We start from the raw sequence: 15,589 nt of genomic DNA, 5'->3' as shown, positions 1-15,589 counted from the left end.
TACAATATTTCTGCATAAGCTTTTGTACTAGGAGCTTTTTTATGTGATTTTTATCTTTCTGTAATTAAATACTATAATTTCCATTATTGGATATTGACAAAAGTTGAGGAAGAGATATAATACAATTGAATAGTCTGAAAGTAATGATTTTTGTTATTATTCTATTTTAAAAGCGCTTTCATTATGATTTATTTATTAAAAAGGAGGTTATCATGGATGGAAAATCGTTCACAATGGGGAACACGAGCCGGGTTTATAATGGCTGCTGTCGGATCAGCGATTGGTTTAGGAAATATATGGCGTTTTCCGGCAGTTGCTTATGAGAACGGTGGCGGAGCATTCTTTATACCTTATTTATTTGCTTTATTGACAGCAGGTATTCCTATTTTAATTATGGAATTTGCAATGGGTCAAAAGTATCGTGGATCTGCCCCTTTAACGTTTCGAAGAATTAATAAGAAAACAGAATTTATCGGATGGTGGGCAGTACTTGTCGCATTTGTCATTTCAACATACTATTCAGTGATTATTGCCTGGGCAATATCTTACTCTATCTTTTCTTTTAATCAAACTTGGGGAGCAGATACAGAAGGTTTTTTATTTGGAGAGTATCTGCAGTTAGCTGAAATTCCTGGTCAAATAGGCGGCTTGGTACCAGGCGTGTTAATTCCGCTGATTATTACCTGGCTGTTAGTACTTGGAATCTTATTCCGAGGTGTTAAAAAAGGAATTGAGGTTGCAAACCGTATTTTTATTCCTTTACTTCTTATTGTATTTCTTGTTGTTGTAATTAGAGCAGTCACTTTACCTGGTGCAATGGAAGGCTTGAATGCGTTTTTTACACCTGATTTCAGTCAAATTTTGTCACCAAGTGTATGGATTGCAGCATATGGACAAATTTTCTTTAGTTTATCTATTGCTTTTGCAATTATGATTACTTATTCAAGTTATTTGCCTAAAAAATCAGATATTACGAATAACGCATTTATTGTCGGGTTTGGAAATTCCGGTTTTGAGCTATTAGCTGGAATTGGTGTATTTGGAATATTAGGATTTATGGCCTCTTCAGCTGGTGTTAGTGTGGATGAAGTTGTAGCTGGAGGAGTTGGGCTTGCGTTTGTTGTATTCCCTGCTATTATTAATGAATTGCCGGCATTTAACGGGTTGTTCGGGGCGCTATTCTTTATATCGTTGACTCTTGCCGGAATAACATCCTTAATGTCTATTACTGAGACTTATGTAGCTGCATTGGTAGATAAATTCAAAATTTCAAGATCGAAAGCTGTTCTTTTTGGTGGAGGTCTTGCAGCACTACTTTCATTATTATACGCTTCTAAAGGCGGCTTATACTTCTTAGATAATATTGATTATTTTATTAATCAATTCGGTGTGGCCATGATCGGTCTTGTTGAAGTAGTCTTAATTGCCTGGATTCTTCGTAAAACCAATATGCTTAAAAATCATGCCAATGAAATTTCAGATATTCGTCTTGGTTCATGGTGGACGATCAGCATAGCTGTTATTACACCGATTGTAATGGGTTATATGATGTTTGGACTGTTTAAGCTGAATTTAATGAGAGAGTTTGACACAGACTCTGGGAATTATGAAAACTACTCCAATGCCTTTATAAATAATACGGGTTGGGCAGTAGTAGCCGGTGTATTAGTGCTTGGAGTTGTTCTGGCATCAATGAAATGGAAATCCAATGATTCGTTATCTGATTACGACGATAAATAGGAGGTAACATGCTTATGAGTGCTTCAGCAATTATTGTAATGATTATCGGTATCGTTATTATATGGGGAGGGTTAGCAGCCAGTATTTGGAATGCAGTTCAAAAAGGTAAAGGATAAGCTTTATAAAATTATTATTGTATTTAAAATATGGTGTGTACTCCGTTAAAAATGGGATACACACCATATTGCCAATACAAATTTAATTGTTATTTTTCTCCATACGTTCCCATTTCGAAATAAAAGGATAGGGATCAAATGAAAATTCACTGTACCCATTATCTTTATACATGCCGTAATGAAGATGCGGAGGAAATTTACCGGATGTCCCCGGCGGGCCGTAACCTGTCGATCCGACACTGCCCAGTATATCGCCAGGCTGCACGACCTGACCAACTTTTATCTCTTCGTCAAATCCGCTCATATGTGCATAGTAATGATAAATATTATAAATGTCACGAATTCCGATACGCCAGCCTCCATATAAGTTCCAGCCCATCATTTCAACAACCCCATACGTTGTTGAGCGTACCGGAACCCCATAGGAAGCGAAAATATCTGTACCCTCATGAATTCGTAAGCCGCCAAATCCACGGCGGTCTCCCCATGTACTTCGGTAGCTGTAATTATAATTCGTATCCAGGGGGAAAGCCCGGTTTGTTAAATGAATATCACCAAATTTTTGAAACACTTTTGCGGTATTCATGATAGTCTGTACAGTTAAATCACGTTTATAATGCTCCCAAATTGCAATTTTTATATCATCCTCCTGTAAGCCATAGGATAAAATGTGATTTGCCATCGTATAGAGGATGTCTTCTGGATCATTAGAATCTGCTTGATTATCGTCATTCCCGTCCTTACCAATTCCGCCGAATTGCTTTATAATATCCTGTTCCGTTGATTTAGCAGCGTTTCCTAAACCAAACCATTCTGTCTCATCGAATTGAATTGAAATAACTTTTTCTTCTTCAGTGGAAGGGAGTGTATTCCGCTCGTAATTGTCCATCGCTGCGAAATAGTACCACGGGACTTGTGTAATTGTTTCTATTTTTTTAAATAAAGCCATTCTGTCTGTATATATTTGATTTTCTGGATCTGCTTGTACCAAAGAGGCTGTTTGAAAAATAAAAAAGAAACAAAGCATCATCAGTGTAACATTGCGAATTCTAACCAGATGAATCACCTCCTTATAAAATATAGATATTTTATTTCTCTTTAGTCGTCTTTCTTCATGGAATCAACGATTGTCTGAACCAATGGATCAATATCTAAGTTGTCATCCTCCATAACGGAATAATGCAGTGTTTCAATATTTTGAATTAAGCTTTTGTCGTCAGAAGCATGAATTGTATAGTAGCCGGGAAGGATGGATAGTGCTGTTTTTTCTGCATTTTTAATAGCTTCCTGTTTAGAAATATTATTAGATGCTTCAAATGCGATTAAAGCTTCTTCATCCGTCACCAATGTCGCCACTTCTTTAAAATCAGGGTTTTGTAGTAAAATACGGGTAATCATATCAGCCATTTCATTTCTGTCAACATGAATTGCTTTTGGTTCGGATTGATTATTCTGCTCAAATTCATCCTGTGTATAGCGGACAAAACCAAGCTGATCACGTGATGGCGAGTTAGTATTTGATTCCATCTCCGGCCTTCTGTTTTTTGGATCTAATGGATCTGATTCTGTATTGTTTTGGTCAGCTGCACAGCCTGCAAGTGTCATAAAAACAGTTAATACGATAATTCCTATTCCTTTGTTCATATTCATTTATCCTTTCTAAGATTTTTTGAACGCGGTTGAGCAAAGAGAACAGACATATTTTCTTTTGCTGCCGTTTTTTTTGGATTTTCTTTATATGTTAGTTTTAGAAAAGAAGCGTAATTCATGCAGGTAATTTTTTCTGGTTTTTCTAACTGTTTCTGTGATAAACTAAGAATAATTGAAAAGGAATGTAGGTGTCCTCTCATGATTGAATTAAATGGGAAAACATATGAATTAATTGAAGAAAATAAAAATGGCTTTGAAGCAGAGGCTATCAAGGAACGTTATTCTGAGGTTTTATCGAAATATGATTTTATTGTCGGAGATTGGGCTTATGAACAGCTGCGCCTAAAAGGGTTTTATCATGATAATCACGCCAAAGCCCCCATTGATGCTAAAATCAGCTGTTTTCAGGATTATATGTATGAATATTGCAATTTTGGCTGTGCCTATTTTGTTTTGAAAAAAGTGCAGAAATAAAAGAAGTTCAATATATCTTCTTATGATGGAATAAGAAGGCTTCTTGAACTTCTTTTTTTTATACCGTAATAAACGTTAATCTTCTTTCCCTAATGGATGCGCCCCGGGCGCTCTTCTCTGCAGCTTTTTATGCTGTTCTTTATCCGCATAGGTAAATGCACTGGTCCGCTGCTGGCCTTCTTCCCAATCTGTCGATTTTCCGGAAACTAAATCATTTTCACGAATATCTGATCCATAAGATCCTTCTGGAAACTCCTCTGGAATTAAAGCATCATGCTGTTTTTGAACTGTTGAGAGCTCTTGATAATCTTTTTTCGGCATCTTCATTTCCCTCCTTATAATTTCATTTTGTACAGATGGAGGGAAATAACGCCTACTAATAATTACCGTTCTTCCACCGGAGCTATTTTATATCCGCGAAAACGCTTAGTAAGTAATTTTCCAAGCCGGAAAATGGCGTCTTCATTTCCAGTCCCACTGATTATCTGTACTCCTATCGGCATGTTTTTCTCATCTTCACCAACAGGCACAGTAAGTGAAGGAAGTCCCCATACATTTGCGTATGCTGTATACGGCATATATTGCAAATATGTTTTCCGGATAGAAAAGATTTCTTTAAAAACCTGGCCATGCTCCAGCGCAGATTGATAATAAACAGGTAGAATCAGCAGGCGCTTATCTAAATATGTCTTTAACAGTTCATCTCCCTGCTGGAGAATATCAGTGATTTCCATGATTCTTTTTCGGGAAGGCTTGAACATTTTAGCTCCCATGATTGCCCAGGATAAATAAGGATGAACTTTTGTGCGCTGGTTCAGTTTTTCTCTTAAAAACGAGCGCAGTAAGCCGGAGCGGTCATTATTAAATGCTTCATTTTCAACTAATTTACTTCCATTGATGGACATCACTTCCTGCCAGATTAATGCACTATCTCTAAAATAAGGTGGCATAATCTGCTGGACATTATAAATTTTTTCAAGGAAATTCGCCAGCTGTCCTAATAATTGTCCTGTCTTTGTAGAAAGAGGGTAGCCGGGATTCAGCGGTAATATCTCTATTTTAAATTCACGCAAAGTTTGCGGCTTTACAGGCGAATGAGATAAAATTTCGTAGATAAGCTGCATATCCTGAACGGACTTTCCCATTGGCCCCACAGTAAGCATACGTTTTTGCAGGTCATGCTGAACCGCTGGGAAATGTCCTTCGACGGATACGGTAGCGTTGCCTGGCTTGAAGCCGATAACACCATTAAAATGCGCTGGAAAACGAATGGACCCGCCAACATCAGAACCAATACCAACTGCTGCGCCGCCAGCAGCCAGCAGTGCACCTTCTCCACCACTTGATCCGCCGGCAGTTTTAGTTGGATCCCAAGGGTTATTCGTTCTGCCATATAGTTTATTATCTGTCTCTTGACAAAAGCAAAGTGCAGGTGTATTGGTTTTTCCAAGAATAATGGCTCCCTCCTGCTTTAATTGATCTACAACTTCGGCATCCTCCTGGTAAATAAGATCCTGGCGATGCTCTAAGCCTCCTGTTGTCTTCATCCCTTTCACATGGAGGCATTCCTTGATACTGATTGGTACGCCATGTAATCTGCCTACAGATTTATTGTTTTGAAGCTGCTCATCTGCTTCATGTGCTTCTTGCAGCGCTTCAGAAAAACGGTCTTCCACAACAGCGTTGATAGAAGGATTAATTTCTTTAATTCGTTCTATAAAAACTGTCACAGCTTCTACTGAGGTAATTTGTTTCTTTTTTATTGCCGTTGCAATACTGCTTGCATCCATTTTTAAAATTTGTAGCTTTTCCAATGTGCATACGTCCCCTTAATTCTTATTAGACTTACTATACCATGTTTTTGAAAAAGAAGGATAAAATTCGTTTGTCTTCTTTATTTTCAATGAAAGTCCGGTGAAATTACTCTGGTAATTATGATATGATAATAGTATAGACGTTTTTGGAGGTATCAATAATGTATTTTGTAGATCAAGAAAAAATTAGGCGCACACTGATATTTATGACTGACATTTTAGATACATTGAGAAATCATTCCTATAAAAGCAAAATAGATTATCTGGCATTAGAGCGTATGGCGCATATTTTTATTGAAGGAACGCTGGACGTCGGGAATATGATGATAGACGGATTTATTATGAGAGATCCCGGCAGTTATGAGGATATTATTGATATTTTAGTGGATGAAAAAGTTATTCCTGTGGAGGAAGAGGGAGCTTATAAAGCGCTCATTCTCTGGCGGAAACCTTTAGTACATGATTACCAGACAATCGATCATAAAAGCTTAGAACAGTTTTTCAAAGAGAATTTAAATATATTCATGCACTTTTCAGATTGGATTGATAAATATCTGCAGAATGAATTAGGCGTTGCAAATGCTTTTACTAATAAGTAACAAGCATGCTTAAAAAGGGGGCTTAAGCGGATGGGAAAACGTATCTCGACAAAGGATAAGATTATCCGGGTGCTGAAGGAACAGGGCACGTTAACAATGGATGCCATTATGGAGAACTTTGCTATTTCTGAGACAGCTGTCAGGAAACAGCTCCATACGCTTGTACAAGAGGGGTTTATTGAAATACAGCAGCATAAAAAAGAGATTGGGCGGCCCTATCACACATATAGCCTGACAGAACAGAGCCAGGTATGTTTTCCCAATCGCTATAAAGAACTCTCCTTAGATTTGCTTCATGACTTAGAAGAATTACAGGGAAACCAGCTTATCAGTGATCTTCTTAAAAAACAATCAACCAAGGAAAAAGAACAATTAAAGAAGTATTTAGATAAGTATTCGACTACTGAAGAGAAAATAGCTGCTTTGAAGGATCTGCAGAACAAAAGCGGTTATATGTTTCAAGTGGAGAATAAGGGACAGGGTGGATTTCATTTAAATAATTTTCATTGTCCCTTTTTAGAAGTGGCAAAGGATTATCCGGTCATGTGCCAGCATGAAAAAGAAATGTACGAAGCTTTATTTCCGAATCAGGAAATAAAGACAAAATCATTGCTTGTTGACGGGGAGAAATGCTGTCAATGGAGAATTGCTGCAACCTCAGAGTGATTGATTAGACAGCATGGTATTATAAATTTCAATGGCGGAATAGAGATAGAGAGGTAATAACGTGAAAAACTATAAAGGATATCTTATTGATTTAGATGGAACAATGTATAGAGGGAATGAGGTCATTCCCGAAGCTGTTCCATTTGTTCAGCAATTAGCAGACAGAAATATTCCCTATGTGTTTGTAACGAATAATTCTACTAAAAGTACCCAGGAAGTGGCTGAAAAGTTAAACAGATTAGGGATTAAGGCAGATCATAATCAGGTTGTTACAAGCAGTATGGCTACTGCAAAATATTTACAGGACCAGTCTGTAAAAACATGCTACTGTATTGGACAAAGTGGTTTGAAGGAGCCGATAAAGGAACATGGTATCCAATTGACAGACAGTACAGATGTGGATGCTGTTGTTGTAGGGTTAGACAGAGATATTAATTATAATAAGCTTGCGACAGCATGTATTGCTATCAGAAAAGGTGCACAGTTTATTTCCACCAACCGGGATCATGCCATTCCGACTGAAGCGGGAATGGGACCTGGTAATGGCGCTTTTACAGCATTGGTGCAAACCAGTACACAGCAAAATCCGGTTTTTATTGGAAAACCGGATACAATTATTATGAAAGAGGCACTAGATGTGCTTGGTTTTCCGAAAGAGGATGTTTTAATGGTGGGGGACAATTATCAAACGGATATCCAATCAGGATTTAATGCAGGTGTGGATACTCTATTTGTTCATACAGGAGTTACCTCTAAGGAAGAATTGGTGGCTTTTGAGGAACAACCGACCTATATAATTGAAAATTTATCAGAATGGACTTTTGAGTAATACAAAAGCATTCATATTCTATATAAAACAGAATATGAATGCTTTTCTTTTTTTATCCGTCCAGTTCCTCATGCTCGTTCTCTGCATCTCCATGAGCGAGACGGCTGGATGCTGCTGCAGCGATAGCACCAACGATGTCATCTAAGAATGTATGAATTTCGCCACTGCTTTTATCATTTAGTTTTTCTAAAATACCGGGCTTCTGTTTATCAATATAACCAAAATTAGTTAAGCCAATGGACCCGTATACATTAACAATAGATAAGGCAATTACTTCATCTATTCCATATAACCCTTCATCAATTTGAATTGTTTCCTGAAGCGGCTCGCTTAATAATTTCTTCTCTGCCAGCATGTCTAATTCAATACCCGTTATAACAGCATTTTGAACTTCTCTTTTGGTCAAAACACGATTCACGTTAAAACGGCATTTATCCATTGTTAAATCTGTATGATATTTTGACTGCAGATAGTATACCAATTCGGCAATATCATCTATTTTTACACCACGTTCTTTTAGCAATTGTCTTGCTCTTACTTCCAATTTTGTTTTACTTGTATATTTCGTCATTCTAAAACACACCTTTTTCGATTTAATATGATTGTATAGTCATTTCCTTCATATATTTAATATATACGATAAGGAGGAGTTTGTTGATGCCTATGTCAGAAATGCTCCGAAGTCAATATGCAATCCAGGTTGAAGGAAAGCAGTTCATTGAAGAGCGTGAAGGATATCAAAAAGAGTATTATATTTATTTTACCATTCCTGCTGGAAACAAGGAAATGATATTAATGGAGCAGGCAACTTTAGCATATTTCTTAAGAGAAAATGGAATGTCCTCTGTAGCTTACCCAATTCGTAATATCAACGGGGAATGGTTTACCAATCATGGAAATGGGCTTTGGATGGTTCTCGTATTAGAAGATTATTCACAGGCTTCAGTAAGTGAGAGTACAGGGAAAAAACTTGGAGATATTCATCGCATTGGCAGCAGTTTTCAGTATGAGCCTAAAGCTATATCCAGCTATGGTACATGGAGAAAGCTTTGGGAAGAAAAGCTTACTTTTTTTGAAGAAGAATTGACCAGGCAGGCAAAGGAAGAGGCAGCAAGCAGCTATTTATCGGAAGTAATGGATGTTTTACCATATATTGTTGGAATTAGCGAAAATGCTATTCAATATTTACGGGAAAGTGAGAAAGAACAGCGAATCTTACAAACGGATCAGGGAACAGTGGCTTTCTCCAGATGGAGTACTTTCGGGAAATCAATTATCTGGACAGATGAACTCGTGTATGATCATCCAACTCGGGACATTGCTGAATATATTCGTTTTTCTTTTTTGCATAATCGACCGGACACAGAAATTAATCAATTCTTAAATGATTATCAAAATTATCAGCCATTATCAGTGTTTGCATGGAGACTTATATTTGCGAGGTTATTCTTTCCGATACATCTTTATGATTTTTTAGAAGAAGGATTTCAGTATCAGGATTTTCAAAGATTAGAGCAATTGATAAAGCATCAGGAAGTGTACGAGAGGAGATTGGCAAGATTTTATGAAATGACGGGTGTAGATGTTTCCGATTGGCGGATTCCTATGATAAGCTGGTTGTAAGCAGTATCATCATAACTAGAACAGGAATTATCATTTATTCGCAGGAGGGAGAATACCAGTATGTCTAAACCAAAGGTCTACATTACCCGTAAAATTGATGAAAAATACTTACAAGCTTATCAGGACGAATTAGAGATTTGCATGTGGGAAAAAGAAGAGGAGCCTGTACCGAGAGAGACGCTTTTTAGAGAGATAGCAAATGCAGATGCTTTATTCGCGGTGTTAAGTGATTCTATTGATGAAGAGCTGTTATCAAAAGCTCCTCATTTAAAGATAGTTGCTAATATGGCTGTAGGCTACGATAATATTGATGTGGAAGCATGTAAAAAGCATCAAGTTGTTGTTGCGAACACTCCTGATGTTTTATCGGAAACAACTGCAGATTTAGGTTTTTCACTAATTATGGCTACTGCCAGACGTATCGTGGAGGCGGATGAATGGGTGAAGCAGGATAAGTGGCAGTCATGGGCCCCATTTTTCTTTGCAGGCACCGATATTTACGGGAAAACACTTGGAATTGTTGGAATGGGGAGAATTGGAGAAGCTATTGCTAAACGGGCAACTGGTTTTGACATGAATATACAGTACCATAATCGTTCCCGGAAAAAAGATGCAGAAGAACGATTAAATGCAAAGTATGTCAGCTTCGATGAACTTTTAGAGACTTCTGATTTTATTGTGACAGTTGTGCCACACACTAAAGAAACCGATAAATTATTTAATCAGGCTGTTTTTAAAAAAATGAAATCCAGTGCTATTTTTATAAATATTTCGCGCGGAAAAGTAGTGGACGAAGAAGCGTTAGCAGAGGCGCTTAAAACTGGGGAAATTCAGGCAGCGGGCCTGGATGTTTTTGATGAAGAGCCAATTAGAGCAAATCATCCGCTTGTTGGCTTGAAGAATACAGTATGCATCCCGCATATCGGCTCTGCCAGTGTAGAAACAAGAACAAAAATGGTTCGGCTCTGTCTGGATAATATTCAGGCAGTTGTCAAAGGGGAGCCTGCTGTTACACCAGTATCGTAAATAAAGGTAATAAAAAAACGGAGTGTCTCTATCAAGGCAAAAGAGCGCTCCGTTCTATATTAAATTCATTAAAAAACCTGTTCGATTTCTGTTACACCAGGAACCTCTGCCATAAGTGCGCGTTCAATTCCGGCTTTTAATGTAATGGTTGAACTTGGGCAATTGCCGCATGCTCCCATGAGACGTAATAAAACGACGCCATCATCATCAACGTCAACTAATTCTACATCCCCGCCATCACGTAATAAGAATGGACGAAGCTTGCTTAATACTTCTTGTACTTGTTCTTCCACAATAACCTACTCCTTTCCTACAAATCTATTATAACGCGATTAAACAAAAAAATCTATTTGAAAATGATTTTCAATTAGCTGGTTAATTATATTTTATCTTTTTCCTCTTATTTTGTAAAATAATTAATATAGGTATATGTTAAGAGATAGCATGACTCTGAAGGGAAGTGTAAAAGATGCCGGAAATAACGATAACAGTCTATGGAAGCGAACAAATCTGTGCCAGCTGTGTTGGCGCGCCGGGCTCCAAAGATACGTACGAATGGCTCCAGGCCGCCATTGGAAGAAAGTATGCTTCTGACGGTGTTCAATATAATTATATTGATATAAATCAACCGCAATCGGATTCTATTCATCAGGCGTATGTCGAAAAAATAATCGAAGAGGATCTTTTTTATCCTATCATATGGGTAAATGATAAAATGGTAGCTGAAGGTATTCCAACTTTAAAGCCGATCTATCAAGTATTAGATCAGCTTGGGTTAGAGATCAAAGAAGGATAAGCAGAAGAGGAGAGTAACGGATGAAAATACCCTTTACAAAAATGCATGGATTAGGAAACAATTATATCTATATTGATCTATTTCATACAGATTTACCAGAAGAACGACTGTCTGAATTAGCTGTTAAAATGTCAAATCCAAATACAGGGATTGGTTCAGACGGGATGATCCTGATTCATCCAGCAGAAAAAGCAGAAGTAGGAATGCGAATTTTTAATAAGGATGGTTCGGAAGGAATGAATTGCGGTAATGGGCTGCGCTGTACTGCAAAATATGTTTATGAGACAGGAATTGTAAATACAAAAGAATTTTCCATACAGACAAAAGCAAATGTTGTCCATGCTATTGTTAAAGTGAATAGAGATAAGGAAGTAGAAGAGGTTACTATTGATATGGGGGAGCCTATTTTACAAAGAGAGCAGATTCCAATGCTTGGAGAAGCAGGGACAAAAGTTATTAATGAGCCGTTTCAGATTGCTGATGAAATATTACATGTCACTGCTGTTTCAATGGGAAATCCGCATGTTGTAACGATGGTTGATGCTATTGATGAAGCGCCGCTGACAACGCTTGGCCCAATTATGGAAAAAGATGAACGGTTCCCTGAAGGTGTCAATGCAGAGTTTATTGAAGTTGTGTCTGACGAGGAATTACATTTCCGTGTGTGGGAACGCGGCTCAGGGATTACGGAAGCGTGTGGAACAGGAGCATGTGCAGCTGTTGTGGCTGCGACATTAAATAATAAAGTCACGAAAGGAAAAAAAGTAATTGTGCATTTAGCTGGCGGAGATTTGGTCATTGAATGGAAAGAAGATGATCATATCTGGATGACTGGCGGAGCAGAAACAATTGCATCAGGAATTTTCTACGCGTAGAATGAATTACTTGATTCTGACAAGTGCAGGTGTATACTAAGCTTATGGGATATACAAGGATAAAGGAGGTTCAGAAGATGATCATTGAACTGACTGATCGTGCAAGTGCACAGATTAAAGAAATGATGAAAGAAGAACCAGATCAATCACTTCTACGCTTTGGCGTAAAAGGTGGCGGGTGCAGCGGTCTATCCTATTCATTGGGCTTTGAAGATGAGGTTAATGAAGAATTGGATATTGTTGAAACCATTAATGATATTCCAATTGTTTTTTTTAATCAGGATATACCTATTATTAAGGGCACAAAGATTGATTATAAAGAGAATATGATGGGCGGAGGATTTAGTATTGATAATCCGAATGCCATTATATCCTGTGGGTGCGGTTCTTCCTTCCGTACTGCAGAGCATGCCGGAGCGCCCGGTGATTGTTAAAGGAGAAAAGGTTGGCAGAATTATTCTGCCAATCTTTCTTTTAATCCCTCAATAAAAGATAGATTTTCCCTATATTTGCTGCAGCATATCACCTCGGTAAAGGCAGACAGCTGCCTGCAATTTCCTTCCTTTTCAGCAATCCGTAAAAGAAAAACGTTTGAATGAAAAGGCTTCTTCATTCAAACGTTCTTAATCAAAACATTATATAGCTTCGGTATATTTATTAAAACATTGCTGTTGAGTGCTTTGGCTGAATCCTAGCTTTTGGATCGATGTAATTTTTGGCATTATTAATAGCTGTTGGCCCTTCGCCAAATCCAGTTGCAATCAGCTTGACTTTACCATCATACGTACAAATATCTCCTGCAGCATATATTCCTGGGATATTAGTCTCCATTTTGGAATTAACGACAATACTGTTTTTTTCAATTTCCAGACCCCAGTCTTTGATTGGTCCAAGGCTGGAAATAAAGCCGTAGTTACAGATGACATCATCTACTTCTAATTCGACTAATTCTTCTCCTTTTATCTCCTGTAAGATAAGCTTTTCAATCTTTTCATTTGCAACAATTGCTGCTGGTGCAAATGGTGTGAGTTTTTCAACAGTGGATGCCTCTAGTTGCTCTACACTATGTTCATGTGCACGAAATTGATCGCGCCGGTGAATTAATGTTACTTTAGCAGCAGTTTTTTCCAGCATCAATGCCCAATCTACTGCTGAATCTCCTCCGCCTAAAATAGCAACATGCTTATCCTTATATTTATTCATATCCTTCACATAATAGTGTAAATTTCTACCTTCGTACGCTTCACTATCACCTACATTCAATCTTCTAGGCTGAAATGCACCATTGCCGGCAGTAATAATGATTGTTTTTGTCAGGTGAACTTCTCCAGTGTTTGAAATGAGACGAAAGCTGTCGTCTTCCAACCGTTCAACACTCTCAATAGCCTGTCCAAGTACAATCTCAGGGTCAAATAATTTTGCCTGTTCTTCCAATTGGTCAACAAGCTCCTGTGCACGAACTTTTGGAAACCCTGCAACATCATATATATATTTCTCCGGATATAGTGCTGTCAATTGACCTCCGATATGAGGCAGGCTTTCAATTATTTTAACACTAGCTTGACGCATGCCGCCGTAAAAGGCTGTGAATAAGCCAGTGGGTCCAGCTCCAATGATTGTTACATCAAAAACTTTCTCCATAAAATACCTCTTTTCTTTCTAGACGTTTACCAATCCTATGGTATCATAAACTCGTTTTTGTTTGTATTAAATCGCTTCAAAAGGAAGGATAATTCAAAGATATCTTATTTTGACAATTTAATACTCTTTGCATGTCTTCACTTTTTCTTCATAAGTATAGATAAAAAAGAGATTTTAAAGCTTGCTATTTTTTATCAGAGCATTTAAGATAAGTTAGTGATTATTACAGTTTGATTACAAAATGAAGTTATTTATATGACAAAAATATTTTGGTAAGAATTATATTAATTAATAGGAGTAGTGAAAAACCATGAATAAACCGCATATTGTAATATTAGGAGCGGGTTATGGAGGTATAATGACAGCAGTAAAGCTTCAGAAGCAGCTTGGACAGAATGAAGCCGAAATCACGTTAGTGCATAAATATGACTATCATTTCCAAACAAGCTGTTTACATGAGAATGCTGCTGGTACTCTGCATCAAGATAGCTCTAAAATAAAAATAAAAGATATCATCAATCGTTCAAAAATAAATTTTATAATAGATGAAGTTGTTTCAATCAAACGGGAAGCCAAAAAGATTAAGCTTAAAAATAGAAAGCTTCATTATGATTTACTCGTAATTGGAATGGGGCCTGAGCCAAATACGGAGGGGATTCCAGGACTGAATGAGTATACTTATTCTATCACAGATATTAACAGTGCCCGTTTTATTCGTGAACATATAGAATACAATTTTGCCAGCTATGCCAATGATATTAAAAAGGATGAGAGCAAATTAAATATTGTGATTGGTGGCGGAGGGATTCTTGGTGTTGAATTTGCCGGGGAGCTTATCAATCAGATCCCGGTTATGTGTAGAGAATATGATGTTGAGAAAACACTGGTGCATCTATATATGCTTGAAGAAAATACTTCTTTGCTGCAGAAGTTTGATGAGGATTTGGCACATTATGCAATCACTTCTTTACAATCCAGAGGAGTAGAAATTATCCATCAGGCTAAACTGAAAGAGTGCCAGGATAACAAGGTGATATATGAAGTGGAAGGGAAAGAACATGTTATTGCTTCTCACACTTTTATTTGGACCGGCGGAGTACAAGCTAATCCAGTATTTGAAAAATCTGGACTAAACTTAAAAAATAAAAGAATAGAAGTATATTCAAATATGCTGTCTACCAAAGATGATTCGATATTCGTTGTCGGAGATTGTGCATATACTGCGAATGAAAATGGAGAAGAAATCCTTCCTACTGCAAAAAAAGCCATAGGGGAGGCAGCTGTTGTTGCAAGAAATATCTCTTTGAGGCTAAAGAATAAAGAACTTACTTCCTGTCAGCCGGTTAAGCAAGGTATGCTTGCAACCTTAGGAAGGGATGACGGGGTAGCGACGATACAGAATCATAAGGTATTCGGCTGGAAAGCAGTATTAATAAAACGAATTTCTGACAATCATTATTTATATAAATTAGGCGGTTGGAATTTGCTGTTGAAGAAGGGGAATTTTCATTTATTATAGAGGATGTTCAAAAAGTCCAAAAAAGATGACACGGCGAATTTCTGCGTTGACGAAGATTTTTCAATGGGGCTGCGATTACTCGCCCCACCAAAAGCGTTACTCACGTATTATAAAGCATACGATCCGTTTGAAAAATCTTCGTCGCCTTGAACTTTCGACGCATAGGACGTGCTAGTGTTGGCCTTGCAACAAATGTCCTCGGTGGGGTGAGTAATCGCAAC

Annotated in this window: 19 protein-coding genes; 12 read left to right on the top strand and 7 right to left on the bottom strand. The window is 37.6% G+C overall.

Annotation, left to right across the window (positions count from 1 at the left end):
- Window positions 1–216: 216 nt before the first annotated feature.
- Window positions 217–1,740 carry a sodium-dependent transporter gene (locus MKY30_RS23060; protein WP_147211621.1) on the top strand — a complete coding sequence of 508 codons (1,524 nt, stop codon included), beginning with the start codon at window positions 217–219 and terminating at the stop codon, window positions 1,738–1,740.
- A gap of 14 nt (window positions 1,741–1,754) precedes the next feature.
- Entirely contained in the window at window positions 1,755–1,856 is a 102-nt protein-coding gene (locus tag MKY30_RS23055; protein ID WP_147211620.1) for a methionine/alanine import family NSS transporter small subunit, read from the top strand.
- An 82-nt stretch (window positions 1,857–1,938) separates the two neighbouring features.
- Here MKY30_RS23055 and MKY30_RS23050 read toward each other — a convergent pair whose 3' ends face one another.
- Together MKY30_RS23050 and MKY30_RS23045 are read right to left on the bottom strand one after the other, a co-directional pair.
- Window positions 1,939–2,886: a M23 family metallopeptidase gene (locus MKY30_RS23050; protein WP_341085673.1), complete on the bottom strand. Its 948-nt coding sequence runs from the start codon at window positions 2,884–2,886 to the stop codon at window positions 1,939–1,941.
- Window positions 2,887–2,954: 68 nt separating this feature from the next.
- Complete coding sequence (locus MKY30_RS23045; RefSeq protein ID WP_341085486.1) at window positions 2,955–3,500, bottom strand: YhcN/YlaJ family sporulation lipoprotein; 546 nt, start codon at window positions 3,498–3,500, stop codon at window positions 2,955–2,957.
- A gap of 204 nt (window positions 3,501–3,704) precedes the next feature.
- On the opposite strand from MKY30_RS23045, the gene MKY30_RS23040 reads away from it, so the two are divergent.
- Window positions 3,705–3,980, top strand: a complete 276-nt coding sequence (locus tag MKY30_RS23040) for a YutD family protein (RefSeq protein WP_077602125.1) — start codon at window positions 3,705–3,707, stop codon at window positions 3,978–3,980.
- Window positions 3,981–4,055: 75 nt separating this feature from the next.
- Here MKY30_RS23040 and MKY30_RS23035 read toward each other — a convergent pair whose 3' ends face one another.
- Both MKY30_RS23035 and MKY30_RS23030 read right to left on the bottom strand, forming a co-directional pair.
- Entirely contained in the window at window positions 4,056–4,301 is a 246-nt protein-coding gene (locus MKY30_RS23035) for a hypothetical protein (protein ID WP_147211618.1), read from the bottom strand.
- A 62-nt stretch (window positions 4,302–4,363) separates the two neighbouring features.
- Entirely contained in the window at window positions 4,364–5,794 is a 1,431-nt protein-coding gene (locus tag MKY30_RS23030; RefSeq protein WP_147211617.1) for an amidase, read from the bottom strand.
- Window positions 5,795–5,955: 161 nt separating this feature from the next.
- On the opposite strand from MKY30_RS23030, the gene MKY30_RS23025 reads away from it, so the two are divergent.
- The 3 genes from MKY30_RS23025 (at window position 5,956) to MKY30_RS23015 (ending at window position 7,888) form a co-directional block, all read left to right on the top strand.
- The gene (locus tag MKY30_RS23025; protein WP_156988562.1) at window positions 5,956–6,393 is read left to right on the top strand and encodes a HepT-like ribonuclease domain-containing protein; all 438 of its coding nucleotides are present in this window, start codon (window positions 5,956–5,958) and stop codon (window positions 6,391–6,393) included.
- Window positions 6,394–6,423: 30 nt separating this feature from the next.
- Window positions 6,424–7,059 carry a helix-turn-helix transcriptional regulator gene (locus MKY30_RS23020; protein WP_341085484.1) on the top strand — a complete coding sequence of 212 codons (636 nt, stop codon included), beginning with the start codon at window positions 6,424–6,426 and terminating at the stop codon, window positions 7,057–7,059.
- Window positions 7,060–7,120: 61 nt separating this feature from the next.
- Window positions 7,121–7,888, top strand: a complete 768-nt coding sequence (locus tag MKY30_RS23015) for a TIGR01457 family HAD-type hydrolase (protein WP_147211614.1) — start codon at window positions 7,121–7,123, stop codon at window positions 7,886–7,888.
- A gap of 52 nt (window positions 7,889–7,940) precedes the next feature.
- Here MKY30_RS23015 and MKY30_RS23010 read toward each other — a convergent pair whose 3' ends face one another.
- Entirely contained in the window at window positions 7,941–8,459 is a 519-nt protein-coding gene (locus MKY30_RS23010; protein ID WP_147211613.1) for a phosphatidylglycerophosphatase A family protein, read from the bottom strand.
- 86 nt (window positions 8,460–8,545) lie between these two features.
- Between MKY30_RS23010 and MKY30_RS23005 the strand changes: the two genes are divergently transcribed.
- A complete protein-coding gene (locus MKY30_RS23005) occupies window positions 8,546–9,511 on the top strand; it encodes a hypothetical protein (protein ID WP_341085480.1) in 966 nt (321 codons plus the stop codon).
- 60 nt (window positions 9,512–9,571) lie between these two features.
- Window positions 9,572–10,537, top strand: coding sequence for a 2-hydroxyacid dehydrogenase (locus MKY30_RS23000; RefSeq protein ID WP_147211611.1), 966 nt, complete (start codon window positions 9,572–9,574; stop codon window positions 10,535–10,537).
- 68 nt (window positions 10,538–10,605) lie between these two features.
- Here the strand turns inward: MKY30_RS23000 and MKY30_RS22995 are convergent, their stop codons facing one another.
- Complete coding sequence (locus MKY30_RS22995) at window positions 10,606–10,830, bottom strand: NifU family protein (protein ID WP_040979025.1); 225 nt, start codon at window positions 10,828–10,830, stop codon at window positions 10,606–10,608.
- A gap of 176 nt (window positions 10,831–11,006) precedes the next feature.
- Here MKY30_RS22995 and MKY30_RS22990 point away from each other — a divergent pair, with 176 nt between their 5' ends.
- The 3 genes from MKY30_RS22990 to MKY30_RS22980 all read left to right on the top strand — a co-directional run bounded on the left by MKY30_RS22990 (window position 11,007) and on the right by MKY30_RS22980 (window position 12,642).
- Window positions 11,007–11,333, top strand: a complete 327-nt coding sequence (locus MKY30_RS22990) for a YuzD family protein (RefSeq protein ID WP_147211610.1) — start codon at window positions 11,007–11,009, stop codon at window positions 11,331–11,333.
- Between the two features lie 20 nt (window positions 11,334–11,353).
- On the top strand, window positions 11,354–12,208 hold the full coding sequence (gene dapF / locus MKY30_RS22985; protein WP_147211609.1) for a diaminopimelate epimerase: 855 nt from the start codon (window positions 11,354–11,356) through the stop codon (window positions 12,206–12,208).
- 77 nt (window positions 12,209–12,285) lie between these two features.
- A complete protein-coding gene (locus MKY30_RS22980) occupies window positions 12,286–12,642 on the top strand; it encodes a HesB/IscA family protein (protein WP_147211608.1) in 357 nt (118 codons plus the stop codon).
- A 223-nt stretch (window positions 12,643–12,865) separates the two neighbouring features.
- Here MKY30_RS22980 and MKY30_RS22975 read toward each other — a convergent pair whose 3' ends face one another.
- The gene (locus MKY30_RS22975; RefSeq protein ID WP_147211607.1) at window positions 12,866–13,849 is read right to left on the bottom strand and encodes an NAD(P)/FAD-dependent oxidoreductase; all 984 of its coding nucleotides are present in this window, start codon (window positions 13,847–13,849) and stop codon (window positions 12,866–12,868) included.
- Between the two features lie 310 nt (window positions 13,850–14,159).
- Here MKY30_RS22975 and MKY30_RS22970 point away from each other — a divergent pair, with 310 nt between their 5' ends.
- Window positions 14,160–15,368 (top strand): NAD(P)/FAD-dependent oxidoreductase, encoded by a 1,209-nt coding sequence (locus tag MKY30_RS22970; protein ID WP_147211606.1) that lies wholly within the window; start codon window positions 14,160–14,162, stop codon window positions 15,366–15,368.
- Window positions 15,369–15,589 lie beyond the last annotated feature (221 nt).

Origin of the sequence: Oceanobacillus sp. FSL W8-0428 (genome assembly GCF_038004405.1) — a bacterium.
In the GTDB taxonomy this organism is placed as follows: Bacteria; Bacillota; Bacilli; order Bacillales; family Amphibacillaceae; genus Oceanobacillus; species Oceanobacillus sojae.
This window is presented reverse-complemented; position numbering and strand designations above follow the sequence as displayed.

Coding starts and splice junctions, on each gene's coding strand:
- MKY30_RS23060 (WP_147211621.1), top strand. CDS start 217: ATGGAAAATCGTTCACAATGGGGAACACGAGCCGGGTTTATAATGGCT.
- MKY30_RS23055 (WP_147211620.1), top strand. CDS start 1,755: ATGAGTGCTTCAGCAATTATTGTAATGATTATCGGTATCGTTATTATA.
- MKY30_RS23050 (WP_341085673.1), bottom strand. CDS start 2,886: ATGATGCTTTGTTTCTTTTTTATTTTTCAAACAGCCTCTTTGGTACAA.
- MKY30_RS23045 (WP_341085486.1), bottom strand. CDS start 3,500: ATGAACAAAGGAATAGGAATTATCGTATTAACTGTTTTTATGACACTT.
- MKY30_RS23040 (WP_077602125.1), top strand. CDS start 3,705: ATGATTGAATTAAATGGGAAAACATATGAATTAATTGAAGAAAATAAA.
- MKY30_RS23035 (WP_147211618.1), bottom strand. CDS start 4,301: ATGCCGAAAAAAGATTATCAAGAGCTCTCAACAGTTCAAAAACAGCAT.
- MKY30_RS23025 (WP_156988562.1), top strand. CDS start 5,956: ATGTATTTTGTAGATCAAGAAAAAATTAGGCGCACACTGATATTTATG.
- MKY30_RS23020 (WP_341085484.1), top strand. CDS start 6,424: ATGGGAAAACGTATCTCGACAAAGGATAAGATTATCCGGGTGCTGAAG.
- MKY30_RS23010 (WP_147211613.1), bottom strand. CDS start 8,459: ATGACGAAATATACAAGTAAAACAAAATTGGAAGTAAGAGCAAGACAA.
- MKY30_RS23005 (WP_341085480.1), top strand. CDS start 8,546: ATGCCTATGTCAGAAATGCTCCGAAGTCAATATGCAATCCAGGTTGAA.
- MKY30_RS23000 (WP_147211611.1), top strand. CDS start 9,572: ATGTCTAAACCAAAGGTCTACATTACCCGTAAAATTGATGAAAAATAC.
- MKY30_RS22990 (WP_147211610.1), top strand. CDS start 11,007: ATGCCGGAAATAACGATAACAGTCTATGGAAGCGAACAAATCTGTGCC.
- dapF (WP_147211609.1), top strand. CDS start 11,354: ATGAAAATACCCTTTACAAAAATGCATGGATTAGGAAACAATTATATC.
- MKY30_RS22980 (WP_147211608.1), top strand. CDS start 12,286: ATGATCATTGAACTGACTGATCGTGCAAGTGCACAGATTAAAGAAATG.
- MKY30_RS22975 (WP_147211607.1), bottom strand. CDS start 13,849: ATGGAGAAAGTTTTTGATGTAACAATCATTGGAGCTGGACCCACTGGC.
- MKY30_RS22970 (WP_147211606.1), top strand. CDS start 14,160: ATGAATAAACCGCATATTGTAATATTAGGAGCGGGTTATGGAGGTATA.